This window comes from Phaeobacter sp. PT47_59, from assembly GCF_028890025.1.
GTDB lineage: Bacteria > Pseudomonadota > Alphaproteobacteria > Rhodobacterales > Rhodobacteraceae > Phycobacter.
In genome coordinates this window covers 197791-218205 of sequence record NZ_JARCJL010000001.1, presented here as the reverse complement: position 1 = coordinate 218205, position 20415 = coordinate 197791, and the positions used below count along the sequence as shown (strand labels likewise).

The following is a 20415-nucleotide window of genomic DNA, read 5'->3' as shown; positions in this document are numbered from 1 at the left end:
GAGAGACAGATCCATGCGCCTGAATGAAGTCACCTATTCCGACGCCCTGCCGGTAGACGGCTATGGAGAGGGGTTCTTTCGCATCGGCGGCGAGGTACACCATGGCGCCGTTGTCACCGGAGCACGGGGCACCAGCGCTTGGGGCGGCTATGGCGATCACGCGGCCTTGCTGGCGCTGGCTGACGAGATCGATGTTCTATTTATCGGCACTGGCGCCGAGGTGGCTCATATCCCCGCCGATTTGCGCCAGGTCCTTGAGACGGCCGGAATGGGGGTCGAGACGATGAACTCCCCCGCCGCCTGTCGCACCTATAATGTGCTTCTGTCCGAAGGGCGCCGGATCGCCTTGGCCGTGCTGCCGGTCTGATGCGAGGAAAACGTCGGGCGATTTCGTCTTTTGTAAGAACCCACAATGGGATAGTCAGTCATTCATGACATTGAATGTAACCGATCTCTCAATCGCGCGCGGTGGCCTGCCTGTGCTGGAGGGCCTGGGTTTCACGCTTGAGCCGGGCCGGGCCCTGATCCTGCGCGGGCCGAACGGGATCGGCAAGACGACGCTCCTGCGCACCATTGCCGGGCTGCAGCCGCCGCTGTCGGGCCACATCACCGGGGCTGAGGATCAGATCGCCTATGCGGCGCATTCCGACGGGTTGAAACCGGCCCTGACCGTGACGGAAAACCTCACCTTCTGGGCTAGCGTCTTTGGCGCCTCTTCCATCGAACCGGCGCTGGATGCCTTTCAACTGGTCGCCTTGCGCGATCGGCCCGCAGGGGCGCTGTCGGCGGGGCAGAAACGGCGTTTGGGCCTGTCGCGGATGTTGGTGACGGGGCGACCCATCTGGATCATGGATGAACCCACGGTGAGCCTCGACACAGGCGCGGTGGCCATGTTTGCCGATGCGGTGCGCGCGCATCTGGGGCAGGGGGGATCGGCGCTGATCGCCACTCATATCGACCTGGGCCTGGACGAGGCAGAGGTGCTGGACGTGGGCGTCTTCAAGGCGCGCCTGCCCGCATTGGACGATTTCGACGAGGGCTTTTTATGATCGCTCTCTTGATGCGGGATCTGCGCCTTGCGGTGCGTGCGGGCGGCGGCTTTGGCCTGGGCCTTGCGTTTTTCCTGATCGTCACCGTGATGGTGCCCTTCTCGGTGGGGCCGAATTCCGAGCTGTTGACCCGCATTGCGCCCGGCGTGTTGTGGCTGGGGGCGCTGCTTTCGTGCCTGTTGTCGCTCGATCGCCTGCTGGCGCTGGACTGGGAGGACGGCTCGCTTGATCTTCTGGCGACCGCGCCCCTGCCGCTGGAGGGGGTGGTTGCCATCAAGGCCCTGGCGCATTGGATCACCACCGGCCTGCCGCTGGTTCTGGCCGCGCCGGTGCTGGGCGTTCTGCTGAACCTGCCGACCCCGGGATTTTCCTGGCTGGTGATTTCCCTGTTTCTGGGCACGCCCGCGCTGTCGGTGATCGGCACCTTTGGCGCGGCGCTGACCGTGGGTTTGAAGCGCGGCGGACTGCTGTTGTCGCTTCTGGTGATGCCGCTTTACGTGCCAACCCTGATCTTTGGCGCCGAGGTGGCCCGGCGCGGTGCCGAGGGTATGGCGGTGCAGACGCCGTTGTTGATGCTGGCGGGGATTTCGGCGGCGGTGATCGCGCTATTGCCCTTTGCCAGCGCCGCCGTCTTGCGTATCAATCTACGCTAAGTGAGGGCGGATGACCATGAATGAGAGCCACCACTTGAAACACCGGGAACGGGGAACAAGATAGCCACCATGTCGATCTGGGAATATGCCAATCCGAAGAAATTCCTCTCCACCACGGAAAGGGTGATGCCTGCCTTGTGGATCCTTTCGGGTCTCTTGATGGTCGTGGGTCTGGTCTGGGGCTTCTTCTTCACCCCCGATGACTACCGGCAGGGCTCCACGGTCAAGATCATCTTCCTGCATGTGCCAGCGGCCCTGCTGGCGATCAATGCCTGGTTCATGATGCTGGTGGCCTCTCTGGTGTGGCTTGTGCGCCGCCACCACGTCAGTGCCCTGGCCGCCCGGGCGGCCGCCCCGGTGGGTGTGGTGATGACGCTGATTGCCCTGGCGACCGGTGCCATCTGGGGCCAGCCGATGTGGGGTACCTGGTGGGCCTGGGATCCGCGCCTGACCTCCTTCCTGGTACTGTTCCTGTTCTACCTTGGCTATATCGCCCTGTGGGAGGCAATCGATAACCCGGATACCGCGGCCGATCTCACATCTATCCTGTGCCTGGTGGGATCTGTCTTTGCAGTGCTCAGCCGCTATGCGGTGAACTTCTGGAACCAGGGGCTGCATCAGGGCGCCTCGCTGAGCCTTGATAAGAAAGAGAACGTGGCGGATGCCTTCTCCAACCCGCTTTATGTCTGCATGATCGGGTTCGGCGTCTTCTTTATCGCAATGGTGTTCTACCGCACCGGAACCGAAATTCGCGCGCGCCGGATCAAGGCGCTGTTGGCGCGTGAAAGGCTGGAGGCATGATGCCTGATCTTGGAAAATACGCAGAGGCGGTGCTGTCGTCCTATGCCGCTTCGATCCTGCTCTTGGTGCTTTTGGTGGTGATGACGCTCTGGCGCGGTCGCCGGGTGCGCGCCGAGATGGAACGGCTGGAACAGGAGCGGATGAAGCGCAATGGCTAAGATCTCTCCCTTGATGGCGGTGCCCGTCGTGGTCTTTGCGGGCTTTGTTGGCTTGGCGCTGGTGGGCATGTTCCGCGAGGATCCGGAAAGCCTGCCCTCCGCGCGCGAAGGCCAGCCCGCGCCGCCGGTGGTGCTGGAGGCCTTCCCCGGCAAAGCGGGATTCGACGATGCGACCCTGCGCGACGGGACCGTGAAACTGGTGAACTACTGGGCCAGCTGGTGCGCGCCCTGCCGGGCCGAGCACCCGATGCTGGAACAGCTCGCCGCCGAGGGCGTGCCGATCTATGGCGTCAACTACAAGGACCAGGCGGACAACGCGGCCGCCTTCCTTGAGGAGCTGGGCGATCCTTATACCGCCATCGGGCGGGACGAAAAGGGCCGCATGGCCATCGATTGGGGCCTCTATGGCGTGCCCGAGACCTATGTGATCGATGGCCAGGGCAAGATCATGCTGCGCTTTGCCGGGCCACTGACCAATGCGGTGCTGGAAAAGACCCTGCGCCCGGCGATGGAAAAGGCGGCGGGTCAGTAAGCGGACCATTTGACTATCAGAGACAGCGCCCGCCATTGGCGGGCGTTTTGCTATTCTGCGTCACTCAAACAGCGACAGATCCAGATCCAGCCCGGTTCCCAGCCAGATGCCGTGATCGCGGTGATCGGCCAACTCATCGCCGGTTTCGGGATGGGCAAAGACAATCAGCCCATCGCGGTTCAGTGCCAGCCAGGGAAGGAGGTCTGCAAACTGCTGAGGCGTTGCTGCCAGCTGGCAGGACCACATCGGGTGCGGGCCGACCAGCTTGTCATGGACACGGCCCATCTTGACGCCGAATGTTTCCGCCGCACGCTGGCACAACACCAGCGCCTGTTCCACCGTTTCCGCATCGAAATAGACATGGGCGTGATAGCCGGTGATCTGGCCCGTATCCTTGGTCTCGTTCATTTTCGAAAGTCCTGCTCGTCATCTATCCAATGAAAAGGCGACCCATCGGGCCGCCTTCCCGCAATTGTTTTGGCGTCACTGTTACGACTTCGCCAGATTGCGTAGCACGTAGTGCAGCACTCCGCCGTGTTCGACATATTCGATCTCGGGTGCGGTATCGATGCGGCACTTGAGCGTGATGGTCTTGGTGCTGCCATCGGCGTAGGTGATGTCGCAAGGCACTTCCTGCTGCGGCTCGATGGTATCAAGGCCACGGATCGAGACGGTCTCATCCCCGGTCAGCTTCAGCGATTTGCGGGTGTCGCCTGCGGTGAACTCGAAGGGGATGACGCCCATGCCAACAAGGTTCGAACGGTGGATACGTTCGAAACTTTCGGCGATCACAGCCTTGACGCCCAGAAGTGCTGTGCCCTTTGCAGCCCAGTCGCGCGAGGAGCCCGCGCCATATTGCTCCCCGCCAAAGACCACCAGCGGAACACCGGCCTGCTGATAGGCCATCGATGCCTCATAGACCGAGGTCTGCTGCCCATCAGGGCCCTTGGTGTAGCCGCCTTCGACGCCATCCAGCATCTCGTTCTTGATGCGGATGTTGGCGAATGTGCCGCGCATCATCACTTCGTGGTTGCCGCGGCGCGAGCCATAGGAGTTGAACTCGCGCGGGGCCACCTGATGGTCGATCAGATACTGGCCGGCCGGGGTGGTGGTCGCGAAGGAGCCCGCCGGGGAGATATGGTCGGTGGTGACCATGTCGCCCAGGATCAACAGCGGCCTGGCACCTTCGATATTCGAGATGGTGCCGGGTTCCGGCCCCATGCCCTGGAAATAGGGCGGGTTCTGGATGTAGGTGGACTGTGGCGGCCAGTCATAGGTCTCCGCATCGGTGGTTTCCACCGACTGCCATTTTGCATCACCCTTGAACACATCGGCGTATTTCGAAAGAAACGCCTCGCGGGTCACGGTGTCCTGCACCAGATCCGCGATTTCCCGGGTCGAGGGCCAGATGTCCTTGAGGTAGACGTCCTTGCCATCCGGGGTCTGGGCAATCGGGTCATTGGCCAGGTCGATATCCATGGTGCCCGCCAACGCATAGGCGACCACCAGCGGCGGCGAGGCCAGGTAATTGGCGCGCACATCGGGGCTGATACGGCCTTCGAAGTTGCGGTTGCCGGACAGCACCGAGGTCGCCACGAGATCTCCTTGGGCGATGGCGTCCGACAGTTCCGGCTGGATCGGGCCGGAGTTGCCGATACAGGTGGTGCAGCCATAGCCGACAAGATTGAAACCTACGGCATCGAGATGCTCCTGCAGGCCCGCGGCCTCAAGATACTCGGAGACCACCTGCGATCCCGGCGCCAGCGAGGTCTTCACCCAGGGCTTGCGGGTGAGGCCCAGCTCATGCGCCTTCTTCGCAACCAGCCCGGCGCCGATCATCACATAGGGGTTGGAGGTATTGGTGCAGGAGGTGATCGAGGCAATCACCACATCGCCAGAGGACAGGCTGTAGTCTTCGCCCTTGACCGGCACCTCCTTGTCCAGGGGGCGTTTGAAGGTCTTTTCCATCTCCTGGCGGAAGGCGGCCTTGGCGTTGGTCAGCGGCACATAGTCCTGCGGACGCTTGGGGCCTGAAATGGCCGGCACGATGCTGCTCATGTCGAGCGACAGCGTGTCGGTATAGACCGGCGCGTAATCCGCGTCGCGCCACAGTCCGTTTTCCTTGGCATAGGCTTCGACCAGCGCGATACGGTCTTCGTCGCGGCCGGTGTTGCGCAGGTAACGGAGGGTTTCCGCATCAATGGGGAAGAAGCCGCAGGTGGCGCCATATTCCGGCGCCATATTGGCGATGGTGGCGCGGTCGGCCAGCGGCAGACGGTCCAGACCTTCGCCGTAGAATTCGACGAATTTGCCGACAACGCCCTTGGCGCGCAGCATCTCGACCACCTTAAGCACCAGATCGGTGCCAGTGGTGCCCTCGACCAGATCGCCGGTCAGCTCAAACCCGATCACCTCGGGGATCAGCATGGAGATCGGCTGCCCCAGCATCGCGGCCTCGGCCTCGATCCCGCCAACACCCCAGCCCAGAACGGCAACACCGTTGACCATGGTGGTGTGGCTGTCGGTGCCGACCAGCGTGTCGGGGTAGGCGACTTCGTTGCCGTGCTGATCCACGTCGGTCCAGATGGTCTGGGCCAGGTATTCCAGGTTCACCTGATGGCAGATGCCGGTTCCGGGGGGCACAACGCGGAAGTTGTTGAAGGCGCCCTGACCCCATTTCAGAAACTGGTAGCGCTCCATATTGCGCTCATACTCGCGGTCCACGTTCATCTGGAAGGCGCGCGGGTTGCCGAATTCATCGATCATCACCGAATGGTCGATGACCAGATCCACCGGGTTCAGCGGATTGATCTTCTGCGCATCGCCGCCCAGTGCCTTGATGCCGTCGCGCATCGCGGCAAGGTCCACCACGGCGGGCACGCCCGTGAAATCCTGCATTAGCACGCGGGCCGGACGATAGGCGATCTCGCGCGGGTTCCGGCCGCCGTTGGCACCCCAGTCCGCAAAGGCCTTGATGTCATCCGTGGAGACCGAAAAGCCACCGTCCTCGAACCGCAGCATGTTTTCCAGAACCACCTTGAGCGCGGCAGGCAGTTTCGAAAAATCTCCCAGCCCGGCCTCGGTGGCGGCGGGGATCGAATAGTAGGAAATCGTCTTGCCGCCGAGGCTGAGCGTGCGGCGGGCCTTGGCACTGTCCTGTCCGACGGTGATGGGCATCTTGGCCTCCCTCTGGATGTGATAGTGGGAACTCGCTGAGAAAGTTCTGCAACAGGACCGGGACTGTTTCAATAGAGGAAACGGAGCAGGCAAGGGTTGTCTCTGCGGCGATGTTCATGCCTGCCTGGGCCGTGGAACGGGGGCGCCATCGGTTTTGACACAGCTCTCACCTATGATTGATTGGTCAATCGCCCGTGGCTGGGCTACATCAGGGGAGCGGTGGAAATCCTGCAGGGATTGCGCCGATGATGACGACCAAAGGGACCTAGCACACCATGATGCGTATCGCAGCTTTGACCAGTCTCCTGTGCTTCGCCATGCCAGCCGATATCCTGGCTGAGCCGGTGAAAAATCCCGTGGTGGTGGAATTGTTCACCTCGCAGGGCTGTGCCTCCTGTCCGCCTGCGGATGCCCAGATGCACAAGCTGGCAAAACGACCGGATGTTCTCGCCCTGGCGTTCCATGTGGACTACTGGGACTACATCGGGTGGAAGGATGTGTTTGCCGATCCCGCCTATACCCAACGGCAAAAGGCCTATGCCCGCGCCATGGGGCGGCGGATGGTGCATACGCCCCAGATGATCGTGATGGGGCAGGATGATATCGAGGGGGCCGATCCGTTGAAACTGGCGGATGCGGTGGAGCGGCATCAGGCGCTGGCTTCTCCGGTGTCTCTGTCCCTGGTTGCCGGGCCGTCAGATGTTACGGTTTCGCTGCAGGCCGTCGGGGCGCTGCCATCGGGCGCCATGGTGGTGGATGTGATCCGCTACACCCCCTTGAGCCGGGTCGAGATCACCCGTGGAGAATTGGCGGGGCGGACGCTGGATTATGCCAATGTCGTTGAAGACTGGCAGCAGGTTGCCGAATGGAGTGGAAAACAGCCGCTGCAGGTGCGCGTGCCGCTGCCCGGTGATCAGTCGCTGGCGGTTCTTGTCCAGCAGGCGGGAAACGGTCCCATCCTTGCAGCGGGGCGTCTGGAGTAGCGCCTAGGTGGGATCCGAAGCCGCAGCAGAGACGGTCGGCGCGTCCTTCGGCGTGACGACATAGGGTTTCCAGCGCCGGTGGATCCAGAACCACTGCCCCATATGCTGGCGGATGACGCCCTCCAGATCATCACAGATCGCACGGGTCATGGTCAGCGGATCCGATGCGGGGATCTCGGGGTTGAGAAGGATCTCGAAATCCACGCCGTTGTCCTTGCGGATGCCGTAGACCGGGATCAGCGCCGCCCCGTATTTTAACGCCAGTTCGGCCGGAACCGTCGAGGTCACCGCCGGTTTGCCAAAGAAATCGATCTCGGTGCCGCCATGGGCATGGAGATCGGCCACGATGGCGATATTGCCGCCCTTTTTCAGATGGCGCACCATTTCGACCATGCCGCGCTTGCCCTGTTCGAACATCGGCTTGCCGTTACCTTCGATGGCGCGCACGTAGTGGCTGTTGAAATAGGGGTTTGCCATGCGCCGATAGAGGGCTCCCATGGAAAACCCGCGGGCAATCAGCCCGGCGCGGGCGGCATCATAGTTGCCGAAATGGCCGGTCACCAGAATGACAGGGCGGCCCTCGGCCTGTGCCTGTTCCAGTGCGGCAAGGCCCGCGCCGGTAATCGGTGCCGCCTGCGCCCGGCGCAAGAAGGGCGCCCCGGCATAAAGCTCGGCCAGGGTACGGCCGACATTGTCGCAAACCTCACGGCAGAGCCGGTCCACCTCGGCCTTTGACAGCTCCGGGCAGGTCAGGTCCAGATTGTCGCGAATGCGGCGCTCAAACCCCACTATGCCGGACAGGCCTTGGATCAGCCGCCCCATGGTGGCCAGGCGCAGGCGATAGGGAATCAGCCTGAGGGTCCCGATCAGCCCCCGCAGAAACAGGTTGCTGACGAAATACTTGGATTTGGCTGCGATGGAGAGTTCGGATGCGGCGAGAGGCATTGCGGTGACGGGCCTGTTGGGCTGAGGTCGGGACAGAGCTTTGCACTTTAATCCTGGCCCAGCCCTGGTGCAAGCTGTCGCGGCCTAGCGATCATAGCCGCCGGGGCCAGCGCGCGCCTGTTGGCGCCCCGTTATTCCTCTTCGTCCTCGTCGCTCTTGAGCTCGATTTCGCCACTGGTCACCAGATCGCGCATGGCGCTGACGATCAGGCCAAAGGCGGCTTCGCCGTCCGATTTCTTGACCTTGCCCCGTTCGGCGACTTCCTCGCGGATATTGGTCGCCATGCGGTTCGACATATTGTCGAGCAGGAATTCGCTGGTGGCCACGTCATCTTCGTCGGTGGCAAAGGCGATGGCGGTGACCAGATCGGGCTGCGCCAGAACACGCATCAGTTTCGGAACATCCAGCGGCTGCATACGCTGTGCGATCAGGCTGTAGGTGTAGATGGCCTTGCGGACATCGGTGGCGAATTCTTGATCCTCTTCCTCCAGCGCGGTCAGCACTTCGTCCCGCTTGGCGGCGGCGGCTTCTGTGAGGATGGCACCGACGCGCTGGCCGGGGCTGCTGTCGAAGGCAAGGTCCGGGCGGGCCTCGACCTGGGCGGCCAGAGACAGGCCGATCCGGTCCACGGTTTCCGGGGTCACATTGCCGGTATGGCTGACCGCATAGGCGATCCTGCGCGCCACCGGGCCGGGCAGGGCGGCCAGCATCTGGGCCGCCTTGGCGGTTTCCAGTTTGGACAGAAGGACGGCGGCAACCTCGGTGCTTTCGGCTTCGGCGAGCGAGGCAAGGTCTTCCGGCGGCAGCTGTTTCAGGCGATCCCAGGGGTTGCCGAACTGGCGCACGCCGGCCTCCTTGCGCAGGCGGCTGGCGGTCAACCGGCTGATCTTGCCGTCCATGGCGGTCAGGGCACCGGCCAACCCATTGGGGAAGGTCAGGCCGACATTGTCGAGCATCTCGGCAAATTCGCTGGCAACGGCATAGAGGGTTTCGCGGTCGACCAGACGCATCTTGCCCATCTGCTGGGTCAGTTCCATCTGCAATTCGTCGGGAAGCTCTTCAATCGGGATGTCGGCGCCTTCGTTCAGCAGCAACCGCACCACGATCGCCGCTTTTGCCTTGCCGCTGAGTTTGACCGGAGATCCGCCCATCGGGCTATCCATTCCCATACCGCCCATTCCGCCCATAGGGGCAGGCGCGGAAAAATCACCAAAGTCATTTCCGCCTGTCGCCATCGGAAGCGCCAACATCTGGTCGTCTTGCATTCTAGGACCCTTGCCAAAAAGATTCTCTTTCTGTGGGGGTCACATTAGGACAGCAGCGGTAAAGAAAGCCTGAAGCTCAGTAGCTTGATGTTTGCCCGGTCAGTAGCGCCTGGTGCAAGGCTTCTTCGGGCCAGCTCCCGGTTCCGCCACGTTTGCGGATTTCCTTCCACTGGGTCAGGGCCAGGCCAAGTTTTCCTTCCTCGACAAAGCCTTGCCCCATGTAGGAACGCGCCAGGTGATTGTCGGGGTCCTTGGCGATTGCACGCTCATAATACTGGTTTGCAAGGTCCAGATGCCCCAGCTTGCGATGGGTGAAACCCCAGTAGGTCAGAACGCGCGGCGATGCCTGATCCGGCATGATGGCTAGCACCTCCTGGGCCTCGCGTAACCGCCCAGCATAGGCCAGTTCGCGTACCGCGCCGTAAAGGGTGTCGGCATCCAGCGACGATCTTTTTGGATCCACGCATTTGCCGGATTTCTGGTCCCAGACCTTGGCGCCCTTGCACTCTTTGGTGGTTTGCGTGGGTTTGGGGGCTGACCAGTCATCTCCGCCTGCTGCGAATGTTGTGGCAGGGAGCGTGATCAAGGCGGCAAAGAGCGTTGTGCGCATAAAAGAGATCCTTGTAAAAAACAGTCTGCGGCCAGCCTATCCGCAATCGCGGTCGGCGGGGAACACGTTTTCTTGAACAGGCGCCCGGTCGCCCATGTCAGGACAGGCAGCGGATACCAAAGAAAACGCCCCACCAAATTGGCAGGGCGTTCTGTCGCGGAAACCGGAGCGGTCTTATGCGCCGAAGACTCGCTTGAAGATCGTGTCCACATGTTTGGTGTGATAGCCCATGTCGAACTTTTCCTTGATGCCATCTTCGCCGAGGGCGGCAACCACTTCGGCATCGGCCAGGAGCAGGTCCTGGAAATCGAGGCGCTCTTCCCAGACCTTCAGGGCGTTGCGCTGCACCATGGAATAGGCATCCTCGCGCGACACGCCTGCCTGGGTCAGCGCCAGCAGAACCCGCTGCGACATCACGAGGCCGGGGAACTTGTTCATGTTTTCCAGCATGTTCTCGGGGAAGATCAGCATCTTGTCGATCACGCCGGTCAGACGGTTCAGCGCAAAGTCCAAGGTCACGGTGGCGTCGGGGCCAATGCCGCGCTCCACCGAGGAGTGCGAGATGTCGCGTTCGTGCCAGAGCGCCACATTCTCCATCGCCGGGATCACGGTCATGCGCACGAGGCGGGCCAGACCGGTCAGGTTCTCGGTCAGCACGGGGTTCTTCTTGTGCGGCATCGCCGAAGAGCCTTTCTGGCCCATCGAGAAGAATTCCGCGCCTTCCAGAACCTCGGTGCGCTGCATGTGGCGGATCTCGATGGCGACGTTCTCGATCGAAGAGGCAATGACGCCGAGCACGGCAAAGAACATCGCGTGGCGGTCGCGCGGGATCACCTGGGTCGAGATCGGCTCGGGGCTGAGGCCCAGCTGCGCGCAGACATGTTCTTCGACGCGCGGGTCGATATTGGCGAATGTGCCGACAGCGCCCGAGATGGCGCCGGTTGCGATTTCCTCGCGGGCCTGTTCCAGACGTTTCTTGTTGCGGTCCATTTCGGCGTAGAAGCGGGCAAAGGTCAGGCCCATGGTGGTGGGCTCGGCATGGATCCCGTGGGAGCGGCCGACGCGCACGGTATCCTTATGCTCCATCGCGCGCTTTTTCAGGGCGGCCAGCAGGTTGTCCATATCGGCCAGCAGGATATCGGCGGCGCGCACCAGCTGCACGTTGAGGCAGGTGTCCAGCACGTCCGAGGAGGTCATGCCCTGGTGCACGAAACGGGCCTCTTCCGAACCCACATGTTCGGCCAAGTGGGTGAGGAAGGCGATGACGTCATGTTTGGTGACGGCTTCGATCTCGTCGATGCGGGCGACGTCGAATTCCACGTCCTTGGCCTTCCAGACGGCCTCGGCGTTTTCGCGCGGGATCACCCCCAGGTCGGCCATGGCATCGCAGGCGTGGGCCTCGATCTCGTACCAGATGCGGAACTTGGTCTCGGGCGACCAGATGGCGACCATGTCGGGGCGGGCGTAGCGGGGGATCATCGGCAGAAGGACCTTTCGCAATTGCGGGAACACTTGCGCCGGGTCATAGACCGCTCCGTCCAAAGGAACAAGGGACCACGGCCGGGCCGAGACCTATTGTCCGCCCCAACAGCTGTCCCTAGGGTCGTGTCGGTCGTTGCGGCGCGGGCCGGTCTCAGCCCTTGCTGATGCGATCGAAGACATCCTTGTTCTGGCAATAGGCCGGAGCCGCGTCCAGATGGTCGTTGGCGGCCTGCAGGCTGGTACAGCCGCCCTGATCCTCGCAATGGCTGCAGCGCATGATGGCGCGCATCAGCTTGGGGCCTTCATGTTCCGGGTCGCGCGCGATGATCTCGCCCATGTCGATGCCCAGACGATCTGCCATGCCGTTTACCAGATCCGTGCTTTGCTCCAGAGTCTTCACCAGTCCCATTATGCGTCTCCTATCGTGCCTGTTCGGGTGCGATTTCACTCGCGCCGATCATGACGATGAAGCGGGGACCGGCCTTGATATCGATCAAGCGGCGCCGGATTTGCGATGGCAGCGTGTCAAAGCGGGGACTTGTCGATGGTGATCACCCGGGCGCCGCTTTCCAATGTGCGATGCACCGGGCATTTGTCGGCGATTTCCAGAAGCCGGGTGCGTTGCTCGGAACTGAGGCCGCCGCTGAGACAGATCTTGCGGGTGAACTGGTCGATCTTTGCAGGCCCCGAGGGCGCGGCATCCTGGGCGTGAACCTTGTCGTGGCAGACATCCACCGCCACGGTTTCCAGCGGCCAGCCCTTGCGCCGGGCATACATGCGGATGGTCATCGATGTGCAGGCACCAAGTCCCGCTGCCACGAATCCATAGGGCGACATGCCGCGATTGGTGCCGCCATAGGCGAGCGGCTCATCCGCCAGCGCGTGGTGATGCGGGCCGGATTGCACGTCTTGCAGGAACCCGTTCGGATCCGCCTCTGCCACGCGCACCACGCCTTCGGGGGCGCCGGGGGGCGGGGCAGGCGGCGTCATCTCGATATAGCGGCGCGCCCAGGCGGCGATCACCTCGGCGGCATATTCGGCATCCTCGGGGCGGGAAATCAGGTGGTCCGCATCGTCCAGCGTGACAAAGCTCTTGGGGTGTTTGGCGACGGCAAAGATCTCGGCGGCATTGTCGATGCCAACGGTTTCATCGCGCGGCGCATGCATGACCAGAAGGGCGGCGTCCAGCTCCGCCACGGACGGGCCGAGGGCGCTTTTGCGGATATCCTCCAGGAACTGACGGCGAATGGTGAAGGGACGCCCGCCAAGGCAGACCTCGGCGGCGCCTGCTGCTTCGATCTGGGGCAGCGCATCGCTGAAGTTATGGGCCACATGTTCCGGATCAAAGGGCGCCCCCAGGGTCACGACACCGCGCGCCGAGGGGATGCCCGCCCGCGCCCGCAGCACCGCCGCCCCGCCCAGGGAATGGCCGATCAGCAGGGCAGGGGCCATATCGCGGCTTGCCAGGTACTGCGCGGCGGCAATCAGGTCGGCGACATTGGAGGAAAAACTGGTGTTCTCGAACTCTCCCTCCGAATGGCCAAGCCCGGTGAAATCAAACCGCAGCACCGCAATGCCCATGGAGGCCAGGCGCCCGGCAATGCGCCGGGCTGCCGGGATGTCCTTGGAGCAGGTGAAACAATGGGCAAATAGGGCTGTTGCCAGCACCGGCCCATCGGGCAGGTCCAGGCGCGCGGCAAGCGGGCTCCCGGCATGTCCGGGAAAACTGATGCGTTCTGTGGGCATTGATGATTGGCCTTTGGTTTTCTCCCGCCTAAACTGCGCCCAAGGACAGGCTTCGGCAAGGCGCCGCCGCCGGATCACACGCGAAGGTGAAGCTGCGGGATCATGGAACGGATCGAGGGGATCGGGCAGTACAAGCCGCAAAATGCGCGTGACCGGCAGATGTGGGATCAGCTGTCCGAATTCTGCGCGCATGAACCGCAGGCCTTTGGCCGCGACCCGCTGACCAGCCATGTCACGGGGTCGGCCTTTGTGCTGTCGCAGGATCTGCAATCGGTGCTTCTGACCCACCACCGCAAGCTGGATCGCTGGCTGCAATTGGGCGGCCATTGCGATGGCATTGCCGATGCGGGCTTCGTCGCCTTGAAAGAGGCCTATGAGGAAAGCGGGCTGACGCGGATCGCGCCGCTGTCGGCACAGGTCTTCGACGTGGATATTCATGAAATCCCGGCGAATTCAAAGGAATGCGCGCATCTGCATTACGATGTGCGCTACCTGTTTCGCGCGGTGACCGGAGAGATTTCCGTCAGCGACGAATCCCATGCCCTGGAATGGGTGCCGCTGCAGCGGCTGCATGAGAAAACCGATGCCGCCAGCGTGCTGGTGCTGCGCGACAAGCTGCCCGCAGTGCTGAACAATCGGTACTGACCCCGCCGGTTGTGCTTTGCTTGAACGGTGGTTTTGATCGCGTCACAATGCCATTCGCCTTTTTGATCAAATTCGTGTTAGCAGGGGATCATGACAGAGATTCTTCAGACCCGGATCCCCCATAACCCGCTAGAGCCAAAGCGCCTGCCGGGTATCGCCCCCCTGGCCCTTGCCGACTGGCTGACGCCGGATGACGCCTTTGCCGGGCAGATGGCCGAACGCGAACGCCTGCTGGACAGCACGCGCGATCGCGTCTTGATGATGGATGAGAGCGGGCGCGCCGCCGCAGAGGAATTGCTGGAACAGGTTCTGGCGCAGCTTTATCCGGATGCAGAGGAAGAGGTGACGCGGCCCGATGGGGTGAAGGTCAGGATTGACCGGAGCGATCCCTTAGGCAGCCTCGGCCGGATCACCCAGCAGGATTTCTGTATCCTGGAAAAGCCCGAAGGATCGGAAGAACACATCCTGACTGGAGCCGTCTTGTGTTTTCCGGCCAGCTGGACCTTGGCAGAGAAATTCATGCGTCCCCTGACGGCAATCCATGTGCCGGTGGACAGCTATGACGCCAATATCGCCGCCCGCGTGCAGCGCCTGTTCGACGGCGTGCAGCTGGGCAGGCCGCTGTGGCGCTTCAATGCGTTGTGGTATCACGATGCGGCCTTGCACCAGCCCCGCAGCGCGGCTGCGCCCCGGCAACAGCCGCCCAGCGGCGAGGCCGGGTATCTGCGCAGCGAAAAGCAGACCATCCTGCGTCTTCCGCGCACCGGGGCGGTGATCTTTGGCATTCATACCTTCGTGCTGCGGCGCGCCGATGTGCTGGAGCAATGGGGCGATCACGCAGAGAGTGATCAGACCCTGCACACGGTATAGGCGCGCAGGGTATCGCCGCCTGCGTTCAGGCGGCAGGGTTCAGGGGGCTGGCAGCATCAGCACCTTTGCGGCCGCCTGCACCATCCCCGTACCCTGCAATAGGCCCACAAAGACGGCGATGGTAAGGATCTGGCTGCGTGGTTGCAGTTGGCTGCCGCGCATCAGTTCGACCATCAACACCAGCACCGCGATCGGCGCCGACAGCATGGCGATCAACCCGGTGGCTGCCCAGGTCATGATGTTCTGCCGCGCCCCCTTGTGATCCGTTGAGCGCAGGCCGGTCAGATCGATCACCTGATCGGCAGGCACGGTCGCGATGGCCGCGCGGCGATCACATTGCCGCTCCAGATCGTCCGCCATGGCCTCTACGGGAGTAAAGCCGACATGGACGCGGGGCTTTCTGGGGGCGACGGTCTCGCTTGAGAACAGTTTCTGCGACAGACGCGGCCGAGACGGCGCTTCAAAGGGCGAAGGCACCCGCAGCGGTTTGCGCACCGCCGGACGAGCATGAGACCCCGGCTTGCGCTGGCGTTTGGCAGGTGCAACCGGGCGGCTCAGCCGTGCGACACTTGCAGCCGTATCCGAAGCCTCTTGTTGCGCTGTGTCGTGGTGTTCGAAGACAGCCAGGAAGGTTTCGCGGCTCATGGCCTTGGGGGCATCCTGCCAAAAGATCAGAAGCGGTGACAGCGCTTCGCTCAGCCGTCTCAGCAGAACCGCAAGCAGGAGTTCGGTGATCTCCTTGTCGCTGGCTGCGGGGAATAGACGTTCGATGGTGACATCCAGGAAGATCGCCGGAGCCGGGATCCCCGCCGGGATCTGGAACCCCATGCGCAGCGGCAGCCGCCGCAAGCGCAGCACGACGCGATACTGATCGCTTTCCAGCTCGATCCGGCCCGTGGCGCGGGTGTTGATCTGCGCCGGGGGGTGACCGTAGTCGTCCAGCATATCGACCGCCTGCACCAGCCCCTGATTGAGCAGCGTGTCGCTGCGGGTCTTGAAGCCAAGCCTGCCTTTGAACCGTTCTGCCTGTATCATTCCCAAGCCTCCTTCAGTCGGGGTGCCTTGAGACCAAGAGTACAAAGGGAAATGGTACAAAGTGAGGCGTTGACTGAGGATTGTTTCGGGATCGGCCCCAATAGCTGCCTATGCAGGTTGGGGTAATTTTAATTAAATAAAATCAATTGAGTATTGGCAGGTCTGTAAATCAGTTCTGAACGAATGAGGCCGAAACCGGGCGGGTCTCGGCCATGTTGATGCCATATAGATTACAATCGCGCCGATTTGGCCGGACTGTTCCTGCAGCCGGGGAAGCGGCGTGGGAAGACCCGCTCAGCCGTCGATCTGACGGCCCATGATGGCCAGCGACTGCTGATAGACGGTTGCGGCGTTCCATTCCTTCAGCACCTTGTAGTTTGGCTCTCCCGGCTGATAGCCCTTGCCGCGTTTCCAGCCCTTCTTGCGCAGGTAATTGGCGGTAGAGGCCAGCGCATCCTGCAGGTCGTAGAAATCGACACGGCCATCGCCACCCCAATCCACCCCGTAGCGCAGCGCATTGCCGGGCAGGAACTGGGTGTGGCCCAGCTCGCCATGTTTGGCCCCCAGCGTCTGCGATGTGATGGCGCCCTGATCGACCAGCTTCAGGGCACCGATGGCATGGGGCTGGAAGAAGTCGGAGCGGCGGCAATCATAGGTCAGGGTCACGATGGCGGAAACCACCTCGCTGTCGCCCATGAAATGGCCAAAGGCGGTTTCCATGCCGTGGATGGCGATCAGCACACCGGCAGGCACGCCGTATTTCTTTTCAAGGGCTGCATAGAAGGCCGGGTTGCGCGCCTTGCGCTTGCGCCCCTGCGCCACGATGGTGGCCGAGCCGCGCAGCTGCATGAATTTCTCAAGACTGTAGCGAAAACTCTTCTGGTTGCGGTCGGCGGCAATGGTGCGGCTGGCGTATTGCGCGCTCCGCAGCGCTTTCAGCCCTTTGTCCCGCACGCCCGCGCGTTTTGCTTCCGCTGCAAAGTCTGCTTTCCAGTCGTTGAACCCTGCTGAGGTGTTGCCGCAGGGCGCTGCAGTAGCGGCAATGGGCAGCAGGGTGGTCAATGAGAGGCAGAGAACGGGCAAAATACGCATGGCTGTGGCTTTCTAAATGCTGGAACACCGTCAGCCTAGCGTGGAAGGGGGGAAATTACATGGGAAAGCGGCGCCATTTGGCCCCGCTGACCAGGATCATGCAAAGGCATCCGCCGCGGCCAGCGCCAACCCATCGGCCACGGCACTCAAGGCATGATCGCTTTCGGTCTTGGCCGCCGGGCAAAGCTCCACCATGCGGTCTTGCAGGCAGGAGAGCAGCGCCGAGCCGCCGACCAGCACGATCCGGCCGATGTCCTTGGGCGCAACATCGGCCTGGCGCAGGGTGTCCCGTGCGGCCTGGAGCAGCTCCTGCATCTGTGCCTCAAGCAGGGTGTTCAAGTCGCGGCTTGCAAGCGGCGCCTGCAGTCCCTGCTCTAGCAGGCCCAGGTTGACCGAGGCCGCATCGGCATGCGGCTGATTGACGGCGATCTTTGCGGCCTCGACCGCAAAGGCAAGATCGTGGCCAAGCTGATCTTCCAGGGTTGAAACCAGGCGCGCGAACCTTTCGGGCTCTACCGCATGGCGCATCAGGTCGCGGGCGGCACGCAGCTCTTCCGGGGTGTAGAGGAAGGGAATCATCTGCCAGCTGGACAGATCGTTGAAGATGCGGTTCGGGGCGGGCAGGGTGCCGGGGCCGAAACTGTCGCGGATTTGGCTGCCACGGCCCAGGAGCGGCATGACCTTGGCAAGGCTGATGCATTGGTCGAAATCGGTGCCGCCAAGACGGATACCGTGTGAGGCAAGGATCTGGGTCGCCCCGTCAGCCTCCTGCCGGAAGGCGGTAAAGTCCGAGGTGCCGCCGCCGATATCGACGATCAACCCGAGGCCCTCGCGGGGACTGGTTGCGCGCAATGCGGCCTCGGGCTCCAGCATGAAGCACACGTCCTCGAACCCGGCTTTCAGGTAACATGCGCGCAAGTCCTCCTCGGCGCGCAGGTTGCGGTCTTCGTCCTTGCTGTGGAACCTGACCGGGCGGCCCGATAGCGCATGGGTGAATGTCATCCGGGTCTGTGTCTCGGCGCGCCGCTTCAGTTCGGCCAGGAAGCGCGCGATCACATCGGCAAAGGTCAGGCGTTCGCCCCCCAGGCGGCGCTCTTCATGCAGGAGCGGCGTGCCCAGGAGACTTTTGAGCGCCCGCATGAAACGCCCCTCTTCCCCGGCGGTCAGGGCACGAATGGCGCTGTTGCCAATCCGCATGCGCCCGGTTTGGCCGTCAAAGAATACCGCCGTCGGCAAGGACTGCTCGCCCGGTTCCAGTTCGATCAGATAGGGCTGCCCCGCCACCGCCACACCGGCAGCGGAGTTGGAGGTGCCAAAGTCGATGCCAAGGGTTGCAGGAGCCGTCATGGGAACGCTCTTTCAAGGAGGAGGGAACGGCAGGGGATAGAGACAGCCACGCTGCGGCGCAAGGAAAACATGCCTGCAAAGGAAAAAGGAGCGCCCGACTGGACGCTCCTTTCAATTCTCTTCCCAGTGCCGGTCTTAGCAGCTGTAGTACATGCCGTATTCAACCGGGTGCGGGGTGTGCTCGTAGGTTTCCACCTCTTCCATCTTGAGCGCGATGTAGCCCTCGATCTGGTCTTTGGTGAACACATCGCCCTGCAGCAGGAACTCGTGGTCGGCCGCCAGGCATTCCAGCGCTTCGCGCAGGGAGCCGCAGACGGTCGGGATGTCGGCCAGCTCTTCTGCGGGCAGATCATAGAGGTTCTTGTCCATGGCTTCGCCGGGATCGATCTTGTTCTTGATGCCGTCCAGGCCGGCCATCAGCAGGGCTGCAAAGGCCAGGTAGGGGTTCGCGGCCGGATCGGGGAAGCGGGCCTCGACGCGCTTGGCTTTCGGGCTTTCGGTCCACGGAATACGGACGCAGCCAGAGCGGTTACGAGCCGAATACGCGCGCAGAACGGGGGCCTCGAAGCCCGGGATCAGACGCTTGTAGGAGTTGGTGGACGGGTTGGTGAAGGCGTTCAGCGTCTTCGCGTGCTTCAGGATGCCGCCGATGAAGTACAGGGCTTCGTCGGACAGATCGGCGTATTTGTCGCCAGCAAACAGCGGCTTGCCGTCTTTCCAGATGGACATGTTCACGTGCATGCCGGTGCCGTTGTCGCCTGCGATCGGCTTCGGCATGAAGGTTGCCGATTTGCCGTAGGCGTGCGCCACGTTGTGAATCACGTATTTGTACTTCTGCAGCTCGTCCGCCTGTTTGGTCAGGCTGTCGAAGATCAGGCCCAGTTCGTGCTGGCAGGAGGCAACCTCGTGGTGGTGCTTGTCGACCTTCATGCCCAGGCGCTTCATGGTGGACAGCATTTCCGAACGCAGGTCCTGCGCTTCGTCGATCGGGTTCACCGGGAAGTAGCCGCCCTTGACGCCGGGACGGTGGCCCATGTTGCCCATCTCGTACTCGGTGTCGGTGTTCCAGGAGGCGTCGGTGGCGTCGACCTCATAGGAGACCTTGTTGATGGTGTTCGAGAAGCGAACGTCGTCAAACAGGAAGAATTCCGCTTCGGGGCCCATGTAGGCCACATCGCCGATGCCCGAGGATTTCAGGTAGGCTTCTGCCTTCTGGGCGGTGCCGCGCGGGTCACGCTCGTAGGCTTCGCCGGTGTCGGGTTCAACAACCGAGCAGTGGATGCAGACGGTCTTTTCCGCGTAGAACGGATCGACATAGGCGCTGTTGGTGTCCGGGATCAGCTTCATGTCCGAAGCTTCGATCGACTTCCAGCCCGCGATCGAGGAGCCGTCGAACATGAAACCCTCTTCGAGGAAATCCTCGTCAACCATATCGACGTCAACCGTGACGTGCTGCAGCTTGCCGCGTACGTCGGTGAACCGGATGTCCACATAGGCGACATCTTCGTCCTTGATCAGCTGAAGAACTGCGTCCTTGCTCATTTTGATTTCCTCTCCGTAAGAAAATTCTGTGTCTTCTGTGCGCTGCGATCTGCTGTGCCTTGCATGGTGCAGATGGCAGGCGGTGTTTGATATTAAAGCGCGTCGGGTCCGCTTTCGCCGGTGCGGATGCGGATGGCCTGCTCGACCGGGCTGACGAAGATCTTGCCGTCGCCGATCTTGTCGGTCTTGGCGGCGCTCACGATGGCCTCGATGGCCGCGTCGACCTGATCGTCATCCAGAACCACCTCGATCTTCACCTTGGGCAGGAAATCCACCACATATTCGGCGCCGCGATAGAGTTCGGTATGACCCTTCTGGCGGCCAAAGCCCTTGACCTCGATCACCGAGAGGCCCTGAACGCCGACGTCCTGCAATGCCTCTTTCACCTCGTCCAGTTTGAACGGTTTGATGATGGCTTCGATCTTTTTCATCTCGGGGGCTCCTCACAACCTTGTCGAAGGTGGTCAGATCATTTCTAAATGC

The 20415-nt window shown here is 62.3% G+C and carries 22 protein-coding genes; 9 read left to right on the top strand and 13 right to left on the bottom strand.

Annotated elements, in window-relative coordinates:
• The first annotated feature begins 13 nt into the window (after positions 1–13).
• The 6 genes from PXK01_RS01025 to PXK01_RS01000 all read left to right on the top strand — a co-directional run bounded on the left by PXK01_RS01025 (position 14) and on the right by PXK01_RS01000 (position 3193).
• Entirely contained in the window at positions 14–367 is a 354-nt protein-coding gene (locus PXK01_RS01025; RefSeq protein WP_274846685.1) for an Mth938-like domain-containing protein, read from the top strand.
• A 64-nt stretch (positions 368–431) separates the two neighbouring features.
• Entirely contained in the window at positions 432–1049 is a 618-nt protein-coding gene (gene ccmA, locus PXK01_RS01020) for a heme ABC exporter ATP-binding protein CcmA (protein ID WP_274846686.1), read from the top strand.
• Positions 1046–1702, top strand: a complete 657-nt coding sequence (ccmB, locus tag PXK01_RS01015) for a heme exporter protein CcmB (RefSeq protein ID WP_274858486.1) — start codon at positions 1046–1048, stop codon at positions 1700–1702. The genes ccmA and ccmB overlap by 4 nt, the downstream gene beginning before the upstream one ends.
• Before the next feature lie 69 nt (positions 1703–1771).
• Complete coding sequence (locus tag PXK01_RS01010) at positions 1772–2503, top strand: heme ABC transporter permease (RefSeq protein WP_274846688.1); 732 nt, start codon at positions 1772–1774, stop codon at positions 2501–2503.
• Positions 2500–2661 (top strand): heme exporter protein CcmD, encoded by a 162-nt coding sequence (gene ccmD, locus PXK01_RS01005; protein WP_274858485.1) that lies wholly within the window; start codon positions 2500–2502, stop codon positions 2659–2661. The genes PXK01_RS01010 and ccmD overlap by 4 nt, the downstream gene beginning before the upstream one ends.
• The gene (locus tag PXK01_RS01000; RefSeq protein WP_274858484.1) at positions 2654–3193 is read left to right on the top strand and encodes a DsbE family thiol:disulfide interchange protein; all 540 of its coding nucleotides are present in this window, start codon (positions 2654–2656) and stop codon (positions 3191–3193) included. The genes ccmD and PXK01_RS01000 overlap by 8 nt, the downstream gene beginning before the upstream one ends.
• Before the next feature lie 60 nt (positions 3194–3253).
• Here PXK01_RS01000 and PXK01_RS00995 read toward each other — a convergent pair whose 3' ends face one another.
• Both PXK01_RS00995 and acnA read right to left on the bottom strand, forming a co-directional pair.
• Complete coding sequence (locus PXK01_RS00995; RefSeq protein WP_274858483.1) at positions 3254–3601, bottom strand: DOPA 4,5-dioxygenase family protein; 348 nt, start codon at positions 3599–3601, stop codon at positions 3254–3256.
• A gap of 81 nt (positions 3602–3682) precedes the next feature.
• Positions 3683–6370 (bottom strand): aconitate hydratase AcnA, encoded by a 2688-nt coding sequence (gene acnA / locus PXK01_RS00990; RefSeq protein WP_274858482.1) that lies wholly within the window; start codon positions 6368–6370, stop codon positions 3683–3685.
• Between the two features lie 275 nt (positions 6371–6645).
• On the opposite strand from acnA, the gene PXK01_RS00985 reads away from it, so the two are divergent.
• Positions 6646–7353: a DUF1223 domain-containing protein gene (locus PXK01_RS00985; RefSeq protein ID WP_274858481.1), complete on the top strand. Its 708-nt coding sequence runs from the start codon at positions 6646–6648 to the stop codon at positions 7351–7353.
• A 3-nt stretch (positions 7354–7356) separates the two neighbouring features.
• Here PXK01_RS00985 and PXK01_RS00980 read toward each other — a convergent pair whose 3' ends face one another.
• From PXK01_RS00980 to PXK01_RS00955, 6 genes are all read right to left on the bottom strand, one after another.
• Positions 7357–8298 carry a lysophospholipid acyltransferase family protein gene (locus PXK01_RS00980; protein ID WP_274858480.1) on the bottom strand — a complete coding sequence of 314 codons (942 nt, stop codon included), beginning with the start codon at positions 8296–8298 and terminating at the stop codon, positions 7357–7359.
• 131 nt (positions 8299–8429) lie between these two features.
• On the bottom strand, positions 8430–9563 hold the full coding sequence (locus PXK01_RS00975; protein WP_274858479.1) for a flagellar motor switch protein FliG: 1134 nt from the start codon (positions 9561–9563) through the stop codon (positions 8430–8432).
• Positions 9564–9639: 76 nt separating this feature from the next.
• The gene (locus PXK01_RS00970) at positions 9640–10173 is read right to left on the bottom strand and encodes a tetratricopeptide repeat protein (protein WP_274846696.1); all 534 of its coding nucleotides are present in this window, start codon (positions 10171–10173) and stop codon (positions 9640–9642) included.
• Positions 10174–10347: 174 nt separating this feature from the next.
• Positions 10348–11652: an adenylosuccinate lyase gene (gene purB, locus PXK01_RS00965; protein WP_274846697.1), complete on the bottom strand. Its 1305-nt coding sequence runs from the start codon at positions 11650–11652 to the stop codon at positions 10348–10350.
• 154 nt (positions 11653–11806) lie between these two features.
• Positions 11807–12064, bottom strand: coding sequence for a DUF6455 family protein (locus tag PXK01_RS00960; RefSeq protein WP_274846698.1), 258 nt, complete (start codon positions 12062–12064; stop codon positions 11807–11809).
• A 116-nt stretch (positions 12065–12180) separates the two neighbouring features.
• Positions 12181–13401 (bottom strand): bifunctional alpha/beta hydrolase/OsmC family protein, encoded by a 1221-nt coding sequence (locus PXK01_RS00955; RefSeq protein ID WP_274846699.1) that lies wholly within the window; start codon positions 13399–13401, stop codon positions 12181–12183.
• A gap of 102 nt (positions 13402–13503) precedes the next feature.
• Here PXK01_RS00955 and PXK01_RS00950 point away from each other — a divergent pair, with 102 nt between their 5' ends.
• Both PXK01_RS00950 and PXK01_RS00945 read left to right on the top strand, forming a co-directional pair.
• Complete coding sequence (locus PXK01_RS00950; protein WP_274858478.1) at positions 13504–14046, top strand: NUDIX hydrolase; 543 nt, start codon at positions 13504–13506, stop codon at positions 14044–14046.
• Positions 14047–14136: 90 nt separating this feature from the next.
• Positions 14137–14916 (top strand): heme-dependent oxidative N-demethylase family protein, encoded by a 780-nt coding sequence (locus PXK01_RS00945; protein WP_274858477.1) that lies wholly within the window; start codon positions 14137–14139, stop codon positions 14914–14916.
• 39 nt (positions 14917–14955) lie between these two features.
• Here the strand turns inward: PXK01_RS00945 and PXK01_RS00940 are convergent, their stop codons facing one another.
• The 5 genes from PXK01_RS00940 to PXK01_RS00920 form a co-directional block, all read right to left on the bottom strand.
• Positions 14956–15951 carry a hypothetical protein gene (locus PXK01_RS00940; RefSeq protein WP_274846702.1) on the bottom strand — a complete coding sequence of 332 codons (996 nt, stop codon included), beginning with the start codon at positions 15949–15951 and terminating at the stop codon, positions 14956–14958.
• Between the two features lie 294 nt (positions 15952–16245).
• Positions 16246–17043 (bottom strand): lytic murein transglycosylase, encoded by a 798-nt coding sequence (locus PXK01_RS00935; protein ID WP_274846703.1) that lies wholly within the window; start codon positions 17041–17043, stop codon positions 16246–16248.
• Between the two features lie 96 nt (positions 17044–17139).
• A complete protein-coding gene (locus PXK01_RS00930) occupies positions 17140–18390 on the bottom strand; it encodes an Hsp70 family protein (protein ID WP_274858476.1) in 1251 nt (416 codons plus the stop codon).
• Between the two features lie 135 nt (positions 18391–18525).
• Positions 18526–19932, bottom strand: coding sequence for a type I glutamate--ammonia ligase (glnA, locus tag PXK01_RS00925; protein WP_274846705.1), 1407 nt, complete (start codon positions 19930–19932; stop codon positions 18526–18528).
• A 92-nt stretch (positions 19933–20024) separates the two neighbouring features.
• Complete coding sequence (locus PXK01_RS00920) at positions 20025–20363, bottom strand: P-II family nitrogen regulator (protein ID WP_274846706.1); 339 nt, start codon at positions 20361–20363, stop codon at positions 20025–20027.
• Positions 20364–20415: the final 52 nt, after the last annotated feature.